At 75.5% G+C, this 18,745-nt stretch carries 17 protein-coding genes and 1 pseudogene; 11 read left to right on the top strand and 7 right to left on the bottom strand.

The features are described 5' to 3' along the window. Nucleotides 1-29 precede the first annotated feature (29 nt). From QNH85_RS07225 to QNH85_RS07210, 4 genes and pseudogenes are all read left to right on the top strand, one after another. On the top strand, nucleotides 30-1,085 hold the full coding sequence (locus tag QNH85_RS07225; protein WP_282945697.1) for a HAMP domain-containing sensor histidine kinase: 1,056 nt from the start codon (nucleotides 30-32) through the stop codon (nucleotides 1,083-1,085). A gap of 110 nt (nucleotides 1,086-1,195) precedes the next feature. Beyond that, nucleotides 1,196-2,119: pseudogene (locus QNH85_RS07220) on the top strand (ABC transporter ATP-binding protein); the annotation flags it as partial. A gap of 46 nt (nucleotides 2,120-2,165) precedes the next feature. Further along, the gene (locus tag QNH85_RS07215; protein ID WP_282945526.1) at nucleotides 2,166-2,975 is read left to right on the top strand and encodes an ABC transporter permease; all 810 of its coding nucleotides are present in this window, start codon (nucleotides 2,166-2,168) and stop codon (nucleotides 2,973-2,975) included. 352 nt (nucleotides 2,976-3,327) lie between these two features. Beyond that, nucleotides 3,328-7,257 (top strand): multifunctional oxoglutarate decarboxylase/oxoglutarate dehydrogenase thiamine pyrophosphate-binding subunit/dihydrolipoyllysine-residue succinyltransferase subunit, encoded by a 3,930-nt coding sequence (locus QNH85_RS07210; RefSeq protein ID WP_282945525.1) that lies wholly within the window; start codon nucleotides 3,328-3,330, stop codon nucleotides 7,255-7,257. A gap of 77 nt (nucleotides 7,258-7,334) precedes the next feature. On the opposite strand, the gene QNH85_RS07205 is transcribed toward QNH85_RS07210, so the two are convergent. After that, the gene (locus tag QNH85_RS07205; protein ID WP_282945524.1) at nucleotides 7,335-8,315 is read right to left on the bottom strand and encodes a GlxA family transcriptional regulator; all 981 of its coding nucleotides are present in this window, start codon (nucleotides 8,313-8,315) and stop codon (nucleotides 7,335-7,337) included. Nucleotides 8,316-8,408: 93 nt separating this feature from the next. Between QNH85_RS07205 and QNH85_RS07200 the strand changes: the two genes are divergently transcribed. Both QNH85_RS07200 and QNH85_RS07195 read left to right on the top strand, forming a co-directional pair. After that, nucleotides 8,409-8,564 (top strand): hypothetical protein, encoded by a 156-nt coding sequence (locus tag QNH85_RS07200; protein ID WP_282945523.1) that lies wholly within the window; start codon nucleotides 8,409-8,411, stop codon nucleotides 8,562-8,564. A 211-nt stretch (nucleotides 8,565-8,775) separates the two neighbouring features. Continuing rightward, complete coding sequence (locus QNH85_RS07195; RefSeq protein ID WP_282945522.1) at nucleotides 8,776-9,375, top strand: GDSL-type esterase/lipase family protein; 600 nt, start codon at nucleotides 8,776-8,778, stop codon at nucleotides 9,373-9,375. Nucleotides 9,376-9,397: 22 nt separating this feature from the next. Here QNH85_RS07195 and QNH85_RS07190 read toward each other — a convergent pair whose 3' ends face one another. From QNH85_RS07190 to QNH85_RS07180, 3 genes are all read right to left on the bottom strand, one after another. Continuing rightward, entirely contained in the window at nucleotides 9,398-10,108 is a 711-nt protein-coding gene (locus tag QNH85_RS07190) for a PadR family transcriptional regulator (RefSeq protein ID WP_346016300.1), read from the bottom strand. Then, a complete protein-coding gene (locus tag QNH85_RS07185) occupies nucleotides 10,108-10,968 on the bottom strand; it encodes a DUF4097 family beta strand repeat-containing protein (protein WP_282945521.1) in 861 nt (286 codons plus the stop codon). The genes QNH85_RS07190 and QNH85_RS07185 overlap by 1 nt, the downstream gene beginning before the upstream one ends. 78 nt (nucleotides 10,969-11,046) lie before the next feature. Then, nucleotides 11,047-12,135 carry a type IV pilus twitching motility protein PilT gene (locus QNH85_RS07180; protein WP_282945520.1) on the bottom strand — a complete coding sequence of 363 codons (1,089 nt, stop codon included), beginning with the start codon at nucleotides 12,133-12,135 and terminating at the stop codon, nucleotides 11,047-11,049. Between the two features lie 177 nt (nucleotides 12,136-12,312). On the opposite strand from QNH85_RS07180, the gene QNH85_RS20005 reads away from it, so the two are divergent. Beyond that, nucleotides 12,313-12,387 (top strand): 50S ribosomal protein bL37, encoded by a 75-nt coding sequence (locus QNH85_RS20005; protein WP_123371254.1) that lies wholly within the window; start codon nucleotides 12,313-12,315, stop codon nucleotides 12,385-12,387. 73 nt (nucleotides 12,388-12,460) lie between these two features. On the opposite strand, the gene rsrA is transcribed toward QNH85_RS20005, so the two are convergent. After that, the gene (gene rsrA, locus QNH85_RS07175) at nucleotides 12,461-12,766 is read right to left on the bottom strand and encodes a mycothiol system anti-sigma-R factor (RefSeq protein ID WP_282945519.1); all 306 of its coding nucleotides are present in this window, start codon (nucleotides 12,764-12,766) and stop codon (nucleotides 12,461-12,463) included. Beyond that, nucleotides 12,763-13,539 carry a sigma-70 family RNA polymerase sigma factor gene (locus QNH85_RS07170; protein WP_282945518.1) on the bottom strand — a complete coding sequence of 259 codons (777 nt, stop codon included), beginning with the start codon at nucleotides 13,537-13,539 and terminating at the stop codon, nucleotides 12,763-12,765. Before QNH85_RS07170 ends, rsrA begins: the two co-directional genes overlap by 4 nt. A 115-nt stretch (nucleotides 13,540-13,654) precedes the next feature. Here QNH85_RS07170 and QNH85_RS07165 point away from each other — a divergent pair, with 115 nt between their 5' ends. The 4 genes from QNH85_RS07165 (at nucleotide 13,655) to hisN (ending at nucleotide 17,764) form a co-directional block, all read left to right on the top strand. Further along, nucleotides 13,655-14,368, top strand: a complete 714-nt coding sequence (locus QNH85_RS07165; RefSeq protein ID WP_282945517.1) for a DoxX family protein — start codon at nucleotides 13,655-13,657, stop codon at nucleotides 14,366-14,368. A 91-nt stretch (nucleotides 14,369-14,459) separates the two neighbouring features. Continuing rightward, nucleotides 14,460-15,788, top strand: a complete 1,329-nt coding sequence (gene aroA, locus QNH85_RS07160; protein WP_282945516.1) for a 3-phosphoshikimate 1-carboxyvinyltransferase — start codon at nucleotides 14,460-14,462, stop codon at nucleotides 15,786-15,788. A 43-nt stretch (nucleotides 15,789-15,831) separates the two neighbouring features. Then, nucleotides 15,832-16,902 (top strand): ribosome small subunit-dependent GTPase A, encoded by a 1,071-nt coding sequence (rsgA, locus tag QNH85_RS07155; RefSeq protein ID WP_282945515.1) that lies wholly within the window; start codon nucleotides 15,832-15,834, stop codon nucleotides 16,900-16,902. 70 nt (nucleotides 16,903-16,972) lie between these two features. Then, a complete protein-coding gene (gene hisN, locus QNH85_RS07150; protein WP_282945514.1) occupies nucleotides 16,973-17,764 on the top strand; it encodes a histidinol-phosphatase in 792 nt (263 codons plus the stop codon). 21 nt (nucleotides 17,765-17,785) lie between these two features. Here hisN and QNH85_RS07145 read toward each other — a convergent pair whose 3' ends face one another. Then, entirely contained in the window at nucleotides 17,786-18,271 is a 486-nt protein-coding gene (locus tag QNH85_RS07145; protein ID WP_282945513.1) for a DUF6912 family protein, read from the bottom strand. Nucleotides 18,272-18,745 lie beyond the last annotated feature (474 nt).

The following is an 18,745-nucleotide window of genomic DNA, read 5'->3' as shown; positions in this document are numbered from 1 at the left end:
CCGTCCCCCGGCACCAGCGGTCGCCGCGGATGGCGCGGCTGCCCGACGTCCGCCCGCTCGACCGGCTCCGCTCCATCAAGATCAAGCTCGGCGTCCTCGTGGCGGCGGCGGTGTTCGTCGCGGCGTCGCTCACCTGGATCGGCCTGAACAACGCGCTCGGCCCGACCCGGACCTTCCCGATCGTCATCGTCATCGCCCTCGTCATGACGCAGGTGCTCGCGCGCGGGATGACGTCGCCCCTGCGGGAGATGACCGCCGCGGCCCGGGCGATGGCGGCCGGCGACTACAGCCGCCGGGTGCAGGCGACCAGCCGCGACGAGGTCGGGCAGCTCGCGACGGCCTTCAACCGGATGGCGGACGACCTGGAGCAGGCCGACACCGTCCGCCGCGAGATGGTCGCGAACGTCTCGCACGAGCTGCGGACGCCCGTCACCGCGCTGCAGGCCCAGCTCGAGAACATCGTCGACGGCGTCAGCGACCCGGACCCCGAGGCGATGAAGGCCGCGCTCGCGCAGACACAGCGCCTGAGCCGGCTCGTCGCGACCCTGCTCGACCTGTCCCGGCTGGAGGCGGGGGCCGTCGACCTGCAGATCACCGACGTCCCGGTGCAGCAGTTCCTCGAGGAGGCCGCGCAGGAGGGCCGCCTGGTCGGCGCGTCCAAGGACCTCACGTTCCCCGTCGTCGTCGACCCGCCGAACCTCACCGTGCCCGCCGACCGCGAGCGCCTGCACCAGGTCGTCGCGAACCTCGTGCAGAACGCCGTGCGGCACTCCCCCCGCGGCGCACCCGTCCGGCTGGAGGCGCACCGCGCCGGCGGCTGGGTCCGGTTCGACGTGGTCGACGAGGGGCCCGGCATCGCCGCCGACCAGCGGCAGCGCGTGTTCGAGCGGTTCGCCCGCGGCAACACGCCCGCGATCACGGGCCAGATCTCCACCGGCGGCACGGGCCTCGGCCTGTCGATCGTCCGGTGGGCCGTCACGCTGCACGGCGGCACGGTCGAGGTCGCGGACACGGACAGCGGCTGCACGATGCGCGTGATGCTGCCGTCCCGGCGGCAGACCCGGCCCGCCACCGGGGCCTTCTGACCCGTTCCTGCCGGGCGGGACGGCTCCGCCTGGCGGCGGACCGGGCCGCGGGCGGCGGTTCCGTCTCGCGGCGGATCCGCCGGCGGGTCGCCGGCTCCTAGGGTCGAGGCATGCCACCCGACGCAGCGCACGCCATCGAGGTCAGCCACCTCACGAAGACGTTCGGCCAGGTCCGGGCCGTCGACGACCTGAGCTTCACCGTCCGCCCCGGGCGGGTCACCGGGTTCCTCGGCCCCAACGGCGCGGGCAAGACGACGACCCTGCGGATGCTCCTCGGCCTCGTCTCCCCCACCGCCGGGTCGGCCACCATCGGGGGCCGCCGGTACACCGAGCTCGACCGCCCGATGCGCACCGTCGGCGCCGCCCTCGAGGCCGCCGACTTCCACCCCGGGCGCACCGCCCTGGACCACCTGCGGGTGTACGCGCCGCACGCCGGGGTGCCGGACGCCCGCGCCGCCGAGGTCCTGGAGCTGGTCGGCCTCGGCGCGGCCTCCCGCCGGCGGGTCGGCGGGTTCTCGCTCGGCATGCGCCAGCGGCTCGCCCTCGCGACCACCCTCCTGGGCGACCCGCCGGTCCTGCTGCTGGACGAGCCGGCGAACGGCCTCGACCCCGAGGGCATCCGCTGGCTGCGCGACCTGCTGCGGGCGCTCGCCGCGCAGGGCCGCACGGTGCTCGTGTCCTCCCACGTCCTGTCGGAGGTGCAGCAGACCGTCGACGACGTCGTGATCATCGCGGGCGGCCGGCTGGTGCACGCCTCCACCCTCGAGGAGCTCGGCCGGCTCGCGGAGCCGCGCGTCCGCGTCGCCTCGCCGGACGCCGCCGCGCTCGACGCCCTCGTCGCGCGGGCCGGCTGGCAGGTCCGGGACGGGGCCGCCGCCGTCCCGGGCCGGGCGGAGCTCGTCGGCACCGACGTCGCCACGGTCGGCCACGCGGCGTTCGCCGCCGGCCTCGAGCTGCACGAGCTGGCCACGCACGAGGTCGGCCTCGAGGACGTGTTCCTCCGCCTCACCGCGCCCGCCACCGGCGCCCCTCGGGCGCGCACACCGCCGCCGCCGCCCCGACCGCCGCCGGAGGTGCGCGATGAAGGACACCCTCGTCTCCGAGTACCGGAAGATCATCACCACCCGCACCTGGTGGGTCCTGCTCATCGTGATGGTCGTCTACATGGCGTTCATCGGCGGGATGCTCGCGTTCGCGTTCACCTTCGACGGCGCGGACGTCAGCGGCGCGAGCGGCGAACCGGTCGCGATGGACCCCGAGGCCGTCGCCACGGCGGTCTACACGCTGCCCGCGTCGTTCGGGTACGCGCTGCCGCTGCTGGTGGGCGTGCTGTCGGTGACCGCCGAGTTCCGGCACCGCACCCTGACCCCCACGCTGCTCGCGCAGCCCGACCGGAACCGGTTCGTGGCCGGCAAGCTCCTCGCGGGGCTCCCGATGGGCCTGCTCTACGGCGTGCTCGGCATGCTCGCGACCGTCGGTGCCGGCGTCGCGGCGTTCGCGTTCACCGACGCACCGACCCTGCTGGACGACGGAGGCGTGTGGGCGATCATCGCCCGGACAGCGCTGGCCCTCACCGTGTGGTGCATGGTCGGCGTCGGGCTCGGGTTCGCGATGCCGAACCAGGTCGTGGCGATCGTCGTGGTGCTGGCGTTCACCCAGTTCGTCGAGCCGATCCTGCGGCTGGTGCTCACGCTCAACGACGCGACCGCGGGCATCGGGCGGTTCCTGCCGGGTGCGGCGGGCGAGGCGATCAGCGGCGGGTCGTTCTACTCGGCGACGGGCTCGGGCGACATCCTCGGCCCGGTGGCGGGCGCCCTGGTGCTCGTCGGCTACGCGCTCGTCCTGGCGCTGCTCGGCCGGCTCACCACGCTGCGCCGCGACATCACCTGAGCGCGGGCGGCACCGCCCGCGCCCCCGTCCCCCGTGCCGCCGCGCCGGGTGGCGGGGGCGCGCGCGTCTCCGCTGACGTCGAGGGAGAGGCCGGGTCGGCGCCGCTCCCGACCCCGCCATGACCGAGTTGACCTGCGCCAGAACCCCCGCGGACGCATCCATGGGGCGGCGGACACCCCCAGCCGACCCGCCGTGTGACGAGCGTGTGAACCCTCCGCGCGCCGCACCTCCCGAGAGGAGATGACGCCGGGTCAGGACGTAGGGTTGTCCACGAACAGATCCGGCGAAGACGCGGTCCGTGACCGCGGAGGAAGTGGGCGATCCTCGCGTGTCCCAGCATGCGGAGCCAGACGTGAACCGTGCCGACTTCGGCGCGAACACGTGGTTGGTGGACGAGCTGTACGAGCAGTACCTCCAGGACAAGACCGCGGTGGACCCCGCGTGGTGGGACTTCTTCGAGGGCTACCGCCCCTCGGCGCCCGCCTCGACGACGTCCGGCGCGCCGGGTGGCGCGGAGCCGACGGACGGCGCGCGGAGCAACGGTGCCGCGGCACCGGCGGCCCCGCCGGCGGCCCCCGCCCGGCCCGCCGCCCCCCCCGCGCCGGCCCCTCCCCCGCCCGCGACTCCGCCGGCGCCCCCGCCCCCCGCCGCGGCCCTGCAGGGCGCGCCGGCCGGGGAGCGCCCGGGCACCGTCGCCCAGCCGAGCCCCGCCCGCCCGGCGCACACCGGCGACGGCGCCCCGGTCCCGCCGGCCCCCGCGCCGACCGCCGAGCGGCCGAAGGTCCAGGACGCGCCGCGCGACCCCGAGCCGACGCCGGCGACCTCCCCGGTCGCGACCGCGCAGCCGGCGACCGCCCCCTACGCCCCCGCGGCGAAGGCGGCGCGCGAGGCCGAGCAGGCCGCCCCCGAGGCGTCCGACGAGGTGCAGCGCCTGCGCGGCCCCAGCGCCCGCGTGGTCGTCAACATGGAGGCGAGCCTGGAGGTGCCGACGGCGACGTCGGTGCGCGCCATCCCGGCGAAGCTCCTGGTGGACAACCGGATCGTCATCAACAACCACCTGGCCCGCGGCCGGGGCGGCAAGGTGTCGTTCACGCACCTCATCGGCTTCGCGCTGGTCGAGGCGGTCGGCGAGATGCCGGCCATGAACAGCTCCTACACGCTGGTCGACGGCAAGCCGGGTGTCCTGACGCCCGCGCACGTGAACCTCGGCCTCGCGATCGACCTCGCGAAGCCCGACGGCACCCGTCAGCTGCTCGTCCCGAGCATCAAGCAGGCCGAGACGCTCGACTTCGCGCAGTTCTGGAACGCGTACGAGGACGTCGTGCGGCGCGCCCGCGGCGGCAAGCTCGGCGTCGACGACTTCGCGGGCACCACGCTGTCGCTGACCAACCCCGGCACGATCGGCACGGTGCACTCCGTGCCGCGCCTCATGCAGGGGCAGGGCACGATCATCGGCGTCGGCGCGATGGACTACCCCGCCGAGTTCCAGGGCACGTCCGACGAGCAGCTCAACAAGATGGGCGTGTCCAAGGTCCTGACGGTGACGTCGACCTACGACCACCGCATCATCCAGGGCGCCCAGTCCGGCGACTTCCTGCGCATCCTGCACCGCAAGCTGCTCGGCGAGGACGGCTTCTACGACCGGGTGTTCGCGTCCCTGCGCGTGCCCTACGAGCCGATCCGCTGGGTCAAGGAGGCCGCCGACCCGGACGCCGAGGCCATCAAGCCGGCCCGGATCGCCGAGCTCATCCACGCCTACCGGTCGCGCGGCCACCTCATGGCCGACACCGACCCGCTGGCCTACCGCCTGCGCAAGCACCCGGACCTCGACGTCCAGACGCACGGCCTGTCCCTGTGGGACCTGGACCGCACCTTCCCGACCGGCGGGTTCACGGGCAAGCCGCGCGCCACGCTGCGTCAGGTGCTCGCGCTGCTGCGCGACTCCTACTGCCGCACCACGGGCGTCGAGTACATGCACCTGCAGGACCCCCGCCAGCGGCGGTGGCTGCAGGAGCGCCTGGAGGCCGGCTACGCGCCGACCCCGCGCGAGGACCAGCTGCGCATCCTGCGCCGGCTGAACGCCGCCGAGGCGTTCGAGACCTTCCTGCAGACCAAGTACGTCGGGCAGAAGCGGTTCTCCCTGGAGGGCGGCGAGTCCGTCATCCCGCTGCTGGACGCGATCCTGTCCCGGGCGGCCGAGGGCGGGCTCGACGAGGTCGCCATCGGCATGGCGCACCGCGGGCGGCTCAACGTGCTGGCGAACATCGCCGGCAAGTCCTACGGCCAGATCTTCAGCGAGTTCGAGGGCAACCAGGACCCGAAGTCGGTGCAGGGCTCCGGCGACGTGAAGTACCACCTGGGCACCGAGGGCGTGTTCCACGCCGAGTCGGGCGCCAGCACCCGGGTGTACCTCGCGGCGAACCCGTCGCACCTGGAGGCCGTCGACCCGGTGCTCGAGGGCATCGTCCGGGCCAAGCAGGACCGGATCGACCTCGGCGGGGACGGCTTCTCCGTGCTGCCGATCCTCATCCACGGCGACGCGGCGTTCGCGGGCCAGGGCGTGGTGTTCGAGACGCTCAACCTCGCGCAGCTGCGCGGCTACCGCACCGGCGGCACGATCCACGTCGTCATCAACAACCAGGTCGGCTTCACCACCGGCCCGTCGTCCTCGCGGTCCTCGCAGTACGCCACCGACGTCGCCAAGGGCCTGCAGGTCCCGGTGTTCCACGTCAACGGCGACGACCCCGAGGCGTGCGTCCGGGTCGCCGAGCTCGCGTTCGAGTACCGCGAGCAGTTCGACCGCGACGTCATCATCGACATGGTCTGCTACCGCCGCCGCGGCCACAACGAGGGCGACGACCCCTCGATGACGCAGCCGCTGATGTACAACCTCATCGAGGCGAAGCGGTCGGTGCGCAAGCTCTACACCGAGGCGCTGGTGTCCCGCGGGGACATCACGCTGGAGGAGGCCGAGCACGTGCTGCGCGACTACCAGGCGCAGCTCGAGCGGGTGTTCGCCGAGACCCGGGAGGAGGGCTGGACGCCGCCGTCGCCCGACGCGGAGCCGGTGGCCGGCCTGGAGCGCCCGGAGTCCCAGCGCGAGGACGCCGGCGTCATCATCGGCTGGCAGACCGCCGCGCCCGCCAAGGTCCTCGAGCGGATCGGCGCCGCGCACGTGCGCGCGCCGGAGGGCTTCACGATCCACCCGAAGCTCGCCCAGCTGCTGGCCAAGCGGGAGCAGATGTCCCGCGAGGGCAACATCGACTGGGGCTTCGGCGAGATCCTCGCGTTCGGCTCCCTGCTGATCGAGGGCACCCCGGTGCGCCTCGCCGGCCAGGACTCCCGCCGGGGCACGTTCGTGCAGCGGCACGCCGTCCTGCACGACCGCGAGACCGGCGCGGAGTGGACGCCGCTGCTGTACCTGTCGGCGGACCAGGCCAAGTTCTGGATCTACGACTCGTCCCTGTCCGAGTACGCCGCCCTGGGCTTCGAGTACGGCTACTCCGTGGAGCGGCCCGACGCCCTGGTGCTGTGGGAGGCGCAGTTCGGCGACTTCGTCAACGGCGCGCAGACCGTCATCGACGAGTTCATCTCCTCCGCCGAGCAGAAGTGGGGCCAGCACTCGTCCGTCGTGCTGCTGCTCCCCCACGGCTACGAGGGCCAGGGGCCGGACCACTCGTCGGCGCGGATCGAGCGGTTCCTGCAGATGTGCGCCGAGGGCAACCTGACGGTCGCGCAGCCGACGACGCCCGCGTCGTACTTCCACCTGCTGCGCCGCCAGGCGTACGCGCGCCCGCGCCGCCCGATGGTGGTGTTCACCCCGAAGTCGATGCTGCGCCTCAAGGCCGCTGCCTCGGCGGTGGGGGACTTCACGTCGGGCACGTTCCGGCCGGTCATCGGCGACGCCGTCGCCGCGGAGAACGCCGGGCGGGTCGACCGGGTGCTGCTCTGCTCCGGGAAGGTCTACTGGGACCTCGTCGCGCAGCGCGAGAAGCTCGGCGACGACCGGACCGCGATCGTCCGGTTCGAGCAGCTCTACCCGCTGGACCACGAGGGCCTGCGCTCCGCGCTCGCGCCGTTCGACGGGGCCGAGCTGGTGTGGGTGCAGGACGAGCCGCGCAACCAGGGGCCGTGGGCGTACGTCTCGCTCGCGCTGCCCCAGGTCGTCGGCGCCCCGGTCCGCGCGGTGTCCCGCCCGGCATCGGCGTCCACGGCCGCCGGGTCCGCCAAGGCGCACCAGGCCGAGCAGGCCGAGCTCCTGCGGCAGGCGTTCGAGCGCTGAGCCGCCGCTGACGAGAGGCCGGTCACCCCGCGGGGGTGGCCGGCCTCTCGCGCGTCGTGCGCGTCGGTGGGGCTGCGTCAGGCGACGGACGCGGCCGCCGCCTCCTGCGCCTCGTCGGTGCACGCGAACTGCCGGCGGTACGCCTGGGGGTTGGTGCCGAGCACGCGGGAGAAGTGGTGCCGGAGGATGGCGGCGCTGCCGAAGCCGCTGGCCCGGGCGATCTCGTCGACGCCCACGGACGTCCGCTCCAGCATCTCCTGCGCGCGGACCAGCCGCTGCCGGGTGACCCAGGCGGCGGGGGTCGTCCCCGTCTCGGCGCGGAACCGGCGCGCGAACGTCCGCTCGGACATCAGGGCGCGCGCGGCCAGGTCCGGCACGGTGAGCTCCTCGTCCAGGTGCTCGGTCATCCACGCGAGCAGCGGGGCCAGCGTGTCGGCGTCGCACGGCAGCGGCGTGTCGACGTACTGCGCCTGACCGCCGTCGCGGTGCGGCGGCACGACCATCCGGCGGGCGACGGCGGCGGCCTGCTGCGCCCCGAGCTCCCGGCGCACCAGGTGCAGGCACGCGTCGATGCCCGCGGCCGTCCCGGCGCTGCTGATCACCCCGCGGTCCTCGACGTAGAGCACGGCGGGGTCGACCTGGGCCGTCGGGTAGCGGCGCTGCAGGTCGTCGGCGTACATCCAGTGCGTGGTGCAGCGCCGGCCGTCGAGCAGGCCGGCCTCGCCCAGCGCGAACGTGCCCGAGCAGATGCTCATCACCCACGCGCCGCGGTCGTGCGCCGCGCGCAGGGCGTCCCGCGCCTCCACGGGCAGCGTGTAGGGCGCCTTGTACGGCAGGAACACCACGAGGTCCGCGTCGGCGGCGACGTCCAGGCCGGCCGTCACCTCGACGGCGAGCCCGGGCTCCATGGCCACCCGCCCCGGCTCGGGGGTGCACAGCGTGAAGTCGAACGTCGGGCCGCCGGTGTCCGAGCGGTCGATGCCGAACACCTCGCAGACCAGGCCGAGCTCGAAGGCGGACACGCCGTTGACCGCGATGGCGGCGACACGCTGCAGCATGCGGCGAGCCTCCCACGGAACTGGCGGGATGTCGATGGGAGACGACTGTCCTGCCACTCGTGGCGCGACTTCGACACCGGCAGGATTTCTGCCATGTTCACTCTGATCCTCGCCCTCGCGCTCCTCACCCTCACCGTGTGGCTGGCCGCCCGCCTGTACGACTGGGTGCGCCACGACGGCCTCGGGCACCGCTCGCCGCCGGCGCCCCGCCACGACTGGACAGACTCCACCGACGCCTACCTCCGCTGACCCCGCCCCGCTCCCACCCCGGCCACACCTCCGCCGAGCGGGCAGAAGACGTCCCCTCCCGACCCCGTCAGGGGACGCGTTCTGCCCGCTCGACGACGGCAGGCGGGTGCGCGGCGGTCAGGCGGATCCCGCCCGGCCGCCGCGACACCGGGTCACTCCGTCCCCGCGTCCCGCGGGGCGCCGGTGGTCGAGCGAGGGTCGGGGGTCCGGGGTGGGCGAGCAGGCGCTGCGCCTGGTGGTGGTCGGGGACGAGCTGGCCGCGGGAGCCGGTGACCCCCGCGCGCTGGGCTGGGTCGGCCGGGTCGCCGCCCGCACGACGACGCCGGTGCCGCCCACGGTGCTCACGCTCGCCGTCCCGGGCGAGACGACCTCCGGGCTCTCCGCCCGCTGGGACGAGGAGGTCGCCCGCCGGTCCTCCCCCGACGCCGATACGCGCCTCGTCGTGGCCCTGGGCCGCGCGGACGCCCAGGCCGGCCTGTCGCTGGCCCGCAGCCGGCTCAACCTCGCGAACATCCTCGACGCGGCCGAGCAGCGCCGGATGCCCGCCTTCGTCGTCGGCCCGCCCCCGGGCGCGGGCGTCGAGGCCACGACGCTCGCCGACCTGTCCGCCGCGTTCGCGGACGTGACGACGCGCCGCCGGGTGCCGTACGTCGACACGTTCACCCCGCTGGCCGGGCACGAGCAGTGGCTGGCCGACCTCGCCGCCGGCGACGGCGCCCTACCGGGCCAGGCGGGCTACGGCCTGATGGCGTGGCTGGTCCTGCACTCGCACTGGAACGCCTGGCTCGGCCTGCCGGAGGACGTGGTCTGACGGGCCGGGCGGCGCCGGGCGCTCAGCGCAGGGTCGACGCGATCGCGGCGCGGGCGCTGGCCAGGACCGTCCGGACGGTGTCGACGGTGAGCGTCGACGGACCGCCCTGCGCCTCGGACGCCCGCACCAGGGCGCGGACCTCGGCGCGGAACGTCACGAGCTCGGCCTCGACCGCCGACCGCCGGGCGCGCGCCTCCCGCCGCGCGTCCGCGCCGGCCGCCCGCGCGTCCGCGCCGGCTACCCGCGCGTCCGCACCCGCCCGTCGCCGGGCGTGGTCGGGCTGCCCCGGCACGTCGGCGTCCGCGGCCGCAGCCCCGCGACGCTCCCGGCCCGGCTGCACCGCCGCCGCCCGCGCCTGCTGCGCCGCGGCCGCCACGTCCGCGCGCATCCCGGCCATCGACCCGGCGACGTCCGCCCGCACCCGGGCCGCGAGGTCCCGCACCGTCACGGCGAGCTCGTGCTCGAGGTCCGCGAGGTCCCCGCGGTGCGACTCGACCTCGGCCCGCCCCCGCTCGGTCAGCGCGTAGAGCGTCTTGCGGCCCGACTCGGTCCGCTCGACGAGGCCCTCCTCCTCCAGCCGGGCGAGCCGCGGGTACACGGTGCCGGCACTGGGCCGGTACATGCCGCCGAACCGGTCGGACAGGGCTGTGATCAGCTCGTACCCGTGCCGCGGACCCGCCTCGAGCAGGGACAGCAGGTAGAGCCGCAGCTGCCCGTGCGCGAAGACCGCCATCAGATCCCTGCGCCCGCGCCGCCCTGCGCGTCGTCCCCGGCGGCCGCGGCCAGCGGCGCGCCGTGCAGCACCGTGAGGTGCCCCGACACGGTCTGGGAGTACACGAAGCACGTGGCCTGCGGGTCCCGCAGATCCACGCTGGTGCGGCCCGGGCGCCGGTCACCGCGCTCGACGCCGTCGAGCACGACCCGGCCGGAGACGCTGCGGGCCTCGATGCCGACGCCGTGCCCGGCCGGCAGCCGGACGGCGACGTCGCCGGAGACCGTCCGGACGTGGCACACGGAGCTCGCGGCGAGGCAGTCGAGCGTGACCTCGCCGGACACGGTGCTCACGCTGACCCGCGACAGGCCGCCCGCCGCGGTGACGGCGCCGGAGACGGTTCCCGCCGACAGGTCACCCGCGTGGTCCCGCACCACGACCGCGGACGACACGCTCTTCACGGACAGGGCGCCGCGCGTGCCGTCGACCACGACCGCGCCCCCGACGGTCGAGACCGTGGCGTCCTGCTGCAGGCCCGCGACCAGCAGGTCCGCGTTCACCGACGAGAGCGACGCGACGACGTGCCGGGGCACCGCGATGTGGACGTCGACGCGGTCGCGCTGGCTGGGCCCGCGCAGGCGGTCGAGGAACCCGTCGAGCCCCGTGACGGAGCGGACGCCCGCCCACAGCGCGCCGTCGGCGAACGTCACCTCCAGCGGCAGGCCGTCGACCCGGTGCACCTCGATCCGCGCCGTCGTCACCGCGGGGTCCTCGTGCGCCACGACGTCGACCCGGCCGCCGTTGACCTGGACCCGCAGCGAGCGCACGTCCTCGACCTCGATGATCTGCTGGCCGATGACGACCCAGGACTCCGTGGCCATGACGACTCCTTCGTCGAGATATATCGCGTCCTGCGACGCTATCCCGCGGGACCCGTCCGCACAAGGGCGGACGCGGCGTCAGGCGATCAGGCCGACGGAGCGCAGCTCGACGGTGAGGTCCTGGGGGTTGGTCGCGACGGCCAGCGCCTCGTCGTACGTCACGACGCCCTCCGCGACGAGCCGAACGAGGTGCTGGTCGAACGTCTGCATCTGGTAGTAGTCGCCCTGGCGGATCAGGTCGAGCAGCGGCTCGCTGTCCGCCGGGTCGACGATCGCCTCGGCGGTCCGCCCCGTGTTGACCAGCACCTCGACCACCGCGGTGCGTCCCTGCCCGTCGGCCCGCCGGGCGAGCCGCTGCGACACGATGCCCCGCAGCGCTTGGGCGAGCGCGACGCGGATCTGCTGCTGCTCGTGCGGGGGGAAGAAGTCGACGATGCGGTTCACGGACTCCGCGGCGTCGATCGTGTGCAGGGTCGACAGCACCAGGTGGCCGGTCTCGGCGGCGGACAGCGCGGCCCGGACCGTCTCGACGTCGCGCATCTCGCCGACGAAGATCACGTCCGGGTCCTGGCGCATCGCGGCGCGCAGCGCGACGGTGAAGTCCGCGGTGTCCTGCCGGATCTCCCGCTGCGACACGATGCCGCGCTTGTCCGGGTGCAGGACCTCGATCGGGTCCTCGATCGTGACGATGTTGGCCTCACGCGTGGTGTTGATCAGGTCGATCATCGACGCGAGCGTGGTCGTCTTGCCCGAACCGGTCGGGCCCGTGACCAGCACGAGGCCGCGCGGCTCCAGGGCCAGCTCGCCGAGGACCGGCGGCAGCCCGAGCTCCGACAGCGACTGCGCGCCCATCGCGACCAGGCGGAACACCATGCCGTAGGTGCCGCGCGCCTGGTAGGCGTTCACCCGGAACCGGCCGACGCCGGACAGCGAGAACGCGAAGTCGGCCTCGTGGGTCCGCACGAACGTCTCGGTCAGGTCGTCCGGGAGCACCTCCCCCAGCATGTGCTCGGTGTCCCGCGGCGTCAGGGACGGCACCTGGAGCCGGCGCAGGCGCCCGTCGACGCGCACGCGGGGCTCCGAGCCGACCTTGACGTGCAGGTCGGACCCGCCCGCCTGGGCCAGGGCGTGCAGGAGGGGGACGACGGACTGCGGCTGGTCGCTCACCCTCTCCCCATCGGCGGGAACGCCCCCGTCCTTGAACGGTCCGCGCGCACCGGGTGCGGCCGGCGGCGACCCGTCCGGCGCCCGCCCGTCCGGAGCGGGCCGCCGGATGTGGGATCATGGGGGGTCACCCCGCCGGCGGGCAGCACGTCGCCGGCACGCCAGACCAGGGAGAGATCGATGAGCAAGCGTGGTCGCAAGCGCCGTTCCCGCGCCGGGAGCTCGGCCAACCACGGCAAGCGCCCCAACGCCTGAGCGTCGGACGGCACTGCCGCACACAGCACGAGGGCCCGGTGCATCGCACCGGGCCCTTCGTCGTCCCCGCGACCTACAGCGTGGTGGTGCGGGTGACCTTCAGCGTCGTGAGCCGCGCGTGGATCTTGACGCGGAGCTCCTCCGGCGCCTGCTCGTGGCAGGACCGCTTCACGAGCTCCTTGAGCATCGTGTCGACCGCCATCTCGTCCAGGCAGGGCCGGCAGTCCTCGATGTGCGCGCGGACCCGGTCGGCGTCGACCGGCTCCAGCTCGTGGTCCACGTAGGCGAACAGCCGGCCGAGCGCCTGCTCGCAGTCCGGGCCGCAGCCCTCGGACGCGTCCTTCGCCGGCGTCGCTCCCGCAGCGTCCCAGCCCGTCATCGTGCCCTCCTCGACGATCCCGTACCGGCCGTGCCCTCGGCCGGGGCCGATGCCACGAGCCCCCGGCCGCGGGCGTAGTCGGCCAGCATGTCGCGCAGCTGGCCCCTCCCGCGGTGCAGCCGGGACATCACCGTCCCGATCGGGGTGCCCATGATCTCGGCGATCTCCTTGTAGGCGAAGCCCTCGACGTCCGCGAGGTACACCGCGATCCGGAACTCCTCGGGAAGGCGCTGCAGCGCGTCCTTCACGTCGGAGTCCGGCAGGTGGTCGAGCGCCTCGGCCTCGGCGGAGCGCAGCCCCGTCGAGGTGTGCGACTCCGCGCGCGCGATCTGCCAGTCCTCGATCTCGTCGGCCCGGGACTGCTGCGGCTCGCGCTGCTTCTTGCGGTAGGTGTTGATGAAGGTGTTCGTCAGGATCCGGTACAGCCACGCCTTGAGGTTCGTCCCCGGGCGGTACTGGTGGAAGGCGGCGAACGCCTTGGCGAACGTCTCCTGGACCAGGTCCTCGGCGTCCGACGGGTTCCGGGTCATGCGCAGGGCGGCGCCGTAGAGCTGGTCCAGGTAGACCAGCGCCTCGGCCTCGAACCGCTCGCTGCGCGCCGCGTCGTCCTCGGACTCGGGGGCGCGTGTGGTGTCCTCGCTCATCACGGCGAAGCCTAGTCCGCGCGGCGGGGTGCCGCCGGTGTCGCGCGGCGCGGGGAGCACGGCGACGGCACCCTCCGGGGTGCCGGTCGAGGGCCACGCCACGGGGCGCTCCAGGGTGGAACAGGTCATGGCCTGCACAACGCCACCGCCGACCCGGTCCATTCCCGGGCGGCGCACAGGTTCGCGGACCACTAGTTTGAGCCGCAGGCGTCCGTGCGTCGCGGGTGCCCCGGAGGAGGACGTCATGCTGCTGCGCCGCATCGCCCGACCGCTGTTCGCGTCGTGGTTCCTCAGCGAGGGGGTCGACGCCCTGCGCCGACCCGCCGAGCACGTCGCCGTCGCGCGCGGCGCCGTCGACCGGCTCACGTCCGTGGTCCCCGCGGGGGCGCTCGGCGGGGCGCTCGACGCGTACCGCCACCCGTCGGACCGCCAGCTGAGCACGGTGGTGCGGGTGCACGGCGGCGCCACCGCCTTCGCGGCCCTCATGCTCGCCACCGGCCGCGCGCCCCGCGCCGCCGCCCTGACGCTCGCCGCGCTGACGCTGCCGCTGGCCGCCGCGGACGCCCCGGCGTCCCGCTCCGAGCGGGGGCACCTGAGCGAGCAGGAGAAGAAGGAGCGCAAGTCCCGGTTCCTGCGGGGGCTCTCCCTCAGCGGCGCCGCGCTCATCGTCGCCGCCGACACGGCCGGCCGGCCGGGCATGCGGTGGCGCGTCGAGCACGCCCGCGCGACCCGCGCCACGACCGCGAAGGTGGCCGCCGCCGCGGCGACCGCCGCCGCCGGGAAGACGTCGGCGGGCGCGAAGAAGGCCGTGGTCGCCCAGCAGGCGGCGGTGAAGAAGGCCGTCACGACGAAGGCGGCGCAGAAGGCCGCGGCGGCGCAGAAGCAGGCCGCGGCCCAGCGGCTCGCCTCGGCCCAGAAGGCGGCGGCGAAGCGCGACCGGAAGGCCGCCGCTCGCTGAGTCGCCTGCCCGCCCCGGTCGCCGCGCCCGGCGCGCCCCGCGCCCCGGACACCGGCGAGGGCGTGCCGGGCGGGGCCGATAACCTGGCCGCATGAGCTCCCGCCCCGACGTCGACGCCTCGCCGAGCGCGGCCGCCGCTGCCGCCGCCCCCGACTGGGCCGCCCCGACCGCGCGCGGCCCGCTGGACGCGACCGTCGAGGTGCCCGGGTCGAAGTCGCTCACCAACCGCTACCTCGTCCTGGCCGCCCTGGCGGACGGACCGGGCCGGCTGCGCGGGGCGCTGCGGTCGCGGGACACGCTGCTCATGGCGCAGGCGCTGCGCGACCTCGGCACCGGCATCGAGGACGACCCGGCCGCGCCGGGCGACTGGCTGGTCACGCCGGGGACGATCCGCGGGCCGCGGACGGTCGACTGCGGTCTCGCGGGGACGGTCATGCGGTTCCTGCCCGCGGTCGCGGCGCTGGCCGACGGACCGGTGCGGTTCGACGGAGACGCCGGCGCCCGGGTCCGGCCGATGGGTCCCGTGCTGCGGGCGCTGCGCGCGCTCGGCGTCGGCGTCGAGGAGCACGGCGAGCCCGGCTTCCTCCCGTTCACGGTCGCCGGCACGGGCGCCGTCCGCGGCGGCAACGTCGACGTCGACGCGTCCGCGTCCTCCCAGTTCGTGTCGGGGCTGCTGCTCGCGGCCGCGCGGTTCGACCAGGGGCTGACGGTCCGGCACACCGGGCCGACGCTGCCGAGCCTGCCGCACATCGAGATGACCGTCGCCGTGCTGCGCGCCGCCGGCGTGGTCGTCGACGACTCCCGGCCCGAGATCTGGCACGTCGAGCCCGGGCCGGTCCGCGCGCGGGACGTGCGCGTGGAGCCGGACCTCTCGAACGCGGCGCCCTTCCTCTGCGCGGCCCTGGTGGCCGGCGGGACGGTGCGGGTCCCGGGGTGGCCGGCGAGCACCACGCAGCCCGGGGGCCTGCTGCCCGGGATCCTCGAGCGGATGGGGGCCACCACCCGCCTCGACGGCGACGTGCTGGCCGTCACCGGCGGCGGCGCGGTCCGCGGGGTCGACCTGGACCTGCGCGCGGCCGGGGAGATCGCCCCGACCATCGCCGCGGTGGCCGCGCTCGGCGACTCCCCCACCCGCCTGCGCGGCATCGCACACCTGCGGGGGCACGAGACCGACCGGCTCGCGGCGCTGTCCGCGGAGATCACGCGGCTGGGCGGGCAGGCCGAGCAGACCGCGGACGGCCTGGTCATCACGCCGCGCCCCCTGCACGGCGGCACCGTCCGCACGTACGCGGACCACCGGATGGCGACGTTCGGCGCGCTGCTCGGGCTCGCGGTGCCGGGCGTGCTGGTCGAGGACGTCGCGACGACCGCCAAGACCATCCCCGACTTCGTCGGGCTGTGGGACGGGATGCTCGCGTGAGCGCCGGCGCCCGCCCGCACGCCGCCCGCGGGGAGCGCTGAGCGTGGCGCGCCGGTCGCTCGACGAGTCCGACATCCGGGTCCGGCCGACCCGCCGCGGCTCGCGTCCCCGCACCAAGACCCGCCCGGAGCACGCCGACGCGGAGGAGGCCCTGGTCACCGGCGTCGACCGCGGCCGGTACACCGTCCTGGTCGACCCGGACGGGCCGGACGAGCGGGTCGCGACCGCGATGAAGGCCCGCGAGCTCGGGCGCGAGCGGGTCGTGCCGGGCGACCGCGTGGACCTCGTGGGCGACACGTCGGGGTCGGCCGGGTCGCTGTCGCGCATCGTGCGCATCCGGGACCGGTCGACCGTGCTGCGCCGCACCGCCGACGACACCGACCCCGTCGAGCGCGTCATCGTCGCCAACGCCGAGCAGCTCGTCGTCGTCACGGCGCTGGCCGACCCGGAGCCCCGCACCCGGATGATCGACCGGTGCGTCGTCGCGGCGTACGACGCCGGCATGGACGTGCTGCTCGCGCTGACGAAGGCGGACCTGGCCGACCCCGCCACCCTCCGGGAGATGTACGAGCCCATCGGCGTGCGGGTCGTCGTGACGCGCTGGGCCCACGACGGCGTCGCCCACGGCACGGGCGAGCGGCCGGAGGAGATCGACGGCCTCGACGCCCTCCGCGACGCCCTCGCGGGGCGGACCTCGGTGCTGGTGGGCCACTCCGGCGTCGGGAAGTCGACCCTGGTCAACGCGATCGTGCCCGACGCGTTCCGGGCGACGGGCGTGGTGAACGACGTCACCGGCCGCGGCCGCCACACCTCCACCTCCGCCGTGGCGCTCCGCGTGCCCGGGCCGGCCGGCACCTGGATCATCGACACCCCGGGCGTGCGGTCGTTCGGGCTGGCGCACGTCGACCCGAACCACCTGCTCGGGGCGTTCGCCGACCTCGCCGCCGTCGCCGAGGAGTGCCCCCGCGGCTGCACGCACGCCGACGACGCCCCCGACTGCGCCCTGGACGACTGGGTCGCCGCGGCCCCGGACGAGGAGACGAAGGACGCCCGCACGGCGCGGGTCGACTCGTTCCGGCGGCTGCTGGTGAGCCGGTCCGGCGCCGCGGACTGAGCCCGGGGAGGGCCGCCCCACCCGCGCGGGACCGGCCCGGGCACCCTCGGCGCCCGGATAGGTTGAGGCCATGACCCGGTACGACGACGACCTGCGCCTCGCCCACGTGATCGCCGACCAGGTGGACGGGCTCACCATGTCGCGGTTCAAGGCGCAGGACCTCCGGGTGGAGACCAAGCCCGACCTGACGCCGGTCTCCGACGCCGACCGCGCCGCCGAGGAGCTCATCCGCACGCAGCTCTCCCGCACCCGACCGCGCGACGCGGTGCACGGCGAGGAGATGCCGGACACCGGCCACGGCCCCCGCCGCTGGGTCGTGGACCCGATCGACGGCACCAAGAACTTCGTGCGGGGCGTCCCCGTGTGGGCCACCCTGATCGCGCTCCTGGACGGCGACGAGGTGGTCGTGGGCCTCGTGAGCGCACCGGCGCTCGGGCGGCGCTGGTGGGCCGCCCAGGGCTCCGGGGCGTGGACCGGCCGGTCGCTCGCCGCAGCGACCCGCCTGCAGGTCTCCGAGGTCGGGCGGCTGCAGGACGCGTCGCTGTCCTACTCCAGCCTGAGCGGCTGGGAGGAGCAGGGCCGGCTCGACCGGTTCCTCGACCTCACGCGCAGGGTGTGGCGCACGCGCGGGTACGGCGACTTCTGGTCGCACGTGCTCGTCGCCGAGGGCGCCGTGGACCTGTCCGCCGAGCCCGAGCTCGCCCTGCACGACATGGCCGCGCTCGTGCCGATCGTCACCGAGGCCGGCGGGCGGTTCACGTCGGTGCAGGGCGTCGACGGCCCGTTCGGCGGGTCGGCGCTGGTGTCGAACGGCCGGCTGCACGGGGCGGCGCTGCAGGTGCTGGACCCGCTCATCGACTGACGCGCCGCCGGGGCCGCCGGGTCAGCGCGGGATGCGGTCCAGCTCGGTGGCGTCGTACCAGAGCAGGTCGCGCTCGGCCAGGGCGTCCAGCGCGGCGTCGTCGCCGTCGAGGGCACGGGCGACCTCGTCCCGGGCGGCCGGCTCGTCCACGTGCGCGCACACCACGTCGTCCAGCACGGCCGGCGCGGTGAGCGTCACCAGGCTGGCGGCCTCGTCGTCGACGCCCTCCGCGCCCTCGGGCGCGCCCTCGCTCACCGCGGCGTCCGGCACCTCCACGGTGACGACCAGGCGCAGGCCCGGCGCCTGCGGGCGGGCGGCGAGCAGGACCAGGGCGTCGTCGGCGGCCATCAGCTGCGCGGCGAACTCCACGCCCTCCTCGTCCTCCTCGGGCAGGAGGGCGCTGAGCGCCGGGGTGACCGCGTGGGCCCGGCGGGGCGCGGTCAGCGGCGCCCGACCCTGCAGCAGGTCGTCGAGCTCGTCCAGGGTGGCAGGCAGGTAGAGGCGCACGGGTCCAGTGTGCCGCCCGCCGGCGTCCCGCACGTGCATCGGGGCGAACCGGGGCGAGTCGGGCCGGCCGGACGGCGACACCCTGGTCGTCGTCCACAGGCGACGGGGATGGGGCTTGGCCCGCGCCGGTGGTTCCCGGTAGACCGGGCCGCGGACCGTGTGCGAACAGGCTGCGACGGAGGACCCATGAGCACCGAACACCCCACGACCCGGGCGACGACGGCACCGCGCACCGCGGGCGCCCGACTGCGGGTCGCCGCCGCGCGACCGGACGCCGCCGCCGCGCGGGCTGAGGTGCGGCTGGTACCCGCGCCGCCGGCGGTACCCCGGACGGAGGCCCCGGACGCGCGGTCGGGGGTGCTGCCGTCACCGCAGCGGTCCCCGGAGGACCGGGCGGCCGAGCCGACGACGGCGCGGAGGCCCCGACCCCCGGGACGCACCCGGGACCGCAGCGGTGACGGCAGCACCCCCGAC

It is taken from the genome of Cellulomonas endometrii, assembly GCF_949769265.1.
Taxonomy (GTDB): domain Bacteria; phylum Actinomycetota; class Actinomycetes; order Actinomycetales; family Cellulomonadaceae; genus Cellulomonas; species Cellulomonas endometrii.
This window is presented reverse-complemented; position numbering and strand designations above follow the sequence as displayed.

Bases quoted from the DNA above. Each gene is read 5' to 3' on its own strand.
- aroA (WP_282945516.1), top strand. From the start codon at position 14,460: ATGAGCTCCCGCCCCGACGTCGACGCCTCGCCGAGCGCGGCCGCCGCT.
- QNH85_RS07185 (WP_282945521.1), bottom strand. From the start codon at position 10,968: ATGGCCACGGAGTCCTGGGTCGTCATCGGCCAGCAGATCATCGAGGTC.
- QNH85_RS07170 (WP_282945518.1), bottom strand. From the start codon at position 13,539: ATGACCTGTTCCACCCTGGAGCGCCCCGTGGCGTGGCCCTCGACCGGC.
- QNH85_RS07190 (WP_346016300.1), bottom strand. From the start codon at position 10,108: ATGGCGGTCTTCGCGCACGGGCAGCTGCGGCTCTACCTGCTGTCCCTG.
- QNH85_RS07200 (WP_282945523.1), top strand. From the start codon at position 8,409: ATGTTCACTCTGATCCTCGCCCTCGCGCTCCTCACCCTCACCGTGTGG.
- QNH85_RS07165 (WP_282945517.1), top strand. From the start codon at position 13,655: ATGCTGCTGCGCCGCATCGCCCGACCGCTGTTCGCGTCGTGGTTCCTC.
- rsrA (WP_282945519.1), bottom strand. From the start codon at position 12,766: ATGACGGGCTGGGACGCTGCGGGAGCGACGCCGGCGAAGGACGCGTCC.
- QNH85_RS07215 (WP_282945526.1), top strand. From the start codon at position 2,166: ATGAAGGACACCCTCGTCTCCGAGTACCGGAAGATCATCACCACCCGC.
- QNH85_RS07205 (WP_282945524.1), bottom strand. From the start codon at position 8,315: ATGCTGCAGCGTGTCGCCGCCATCGCGGTCAACGGCGTGTCCGCCTTC.
- hisN (WP_282945514.1), top strand. From the start codon at position 16,973: ATGACCCGGTACGACGACGACCTGCGCCTCGCCCACGTGATCGCCGAC.
- QNH85_RS07225 (WP_282945697.1), top strand. From the start codon at position 30: ATGGCGCGGCTGCCCGACGTCCGCCCGCTCGACCGGCTCCGCTCCATC.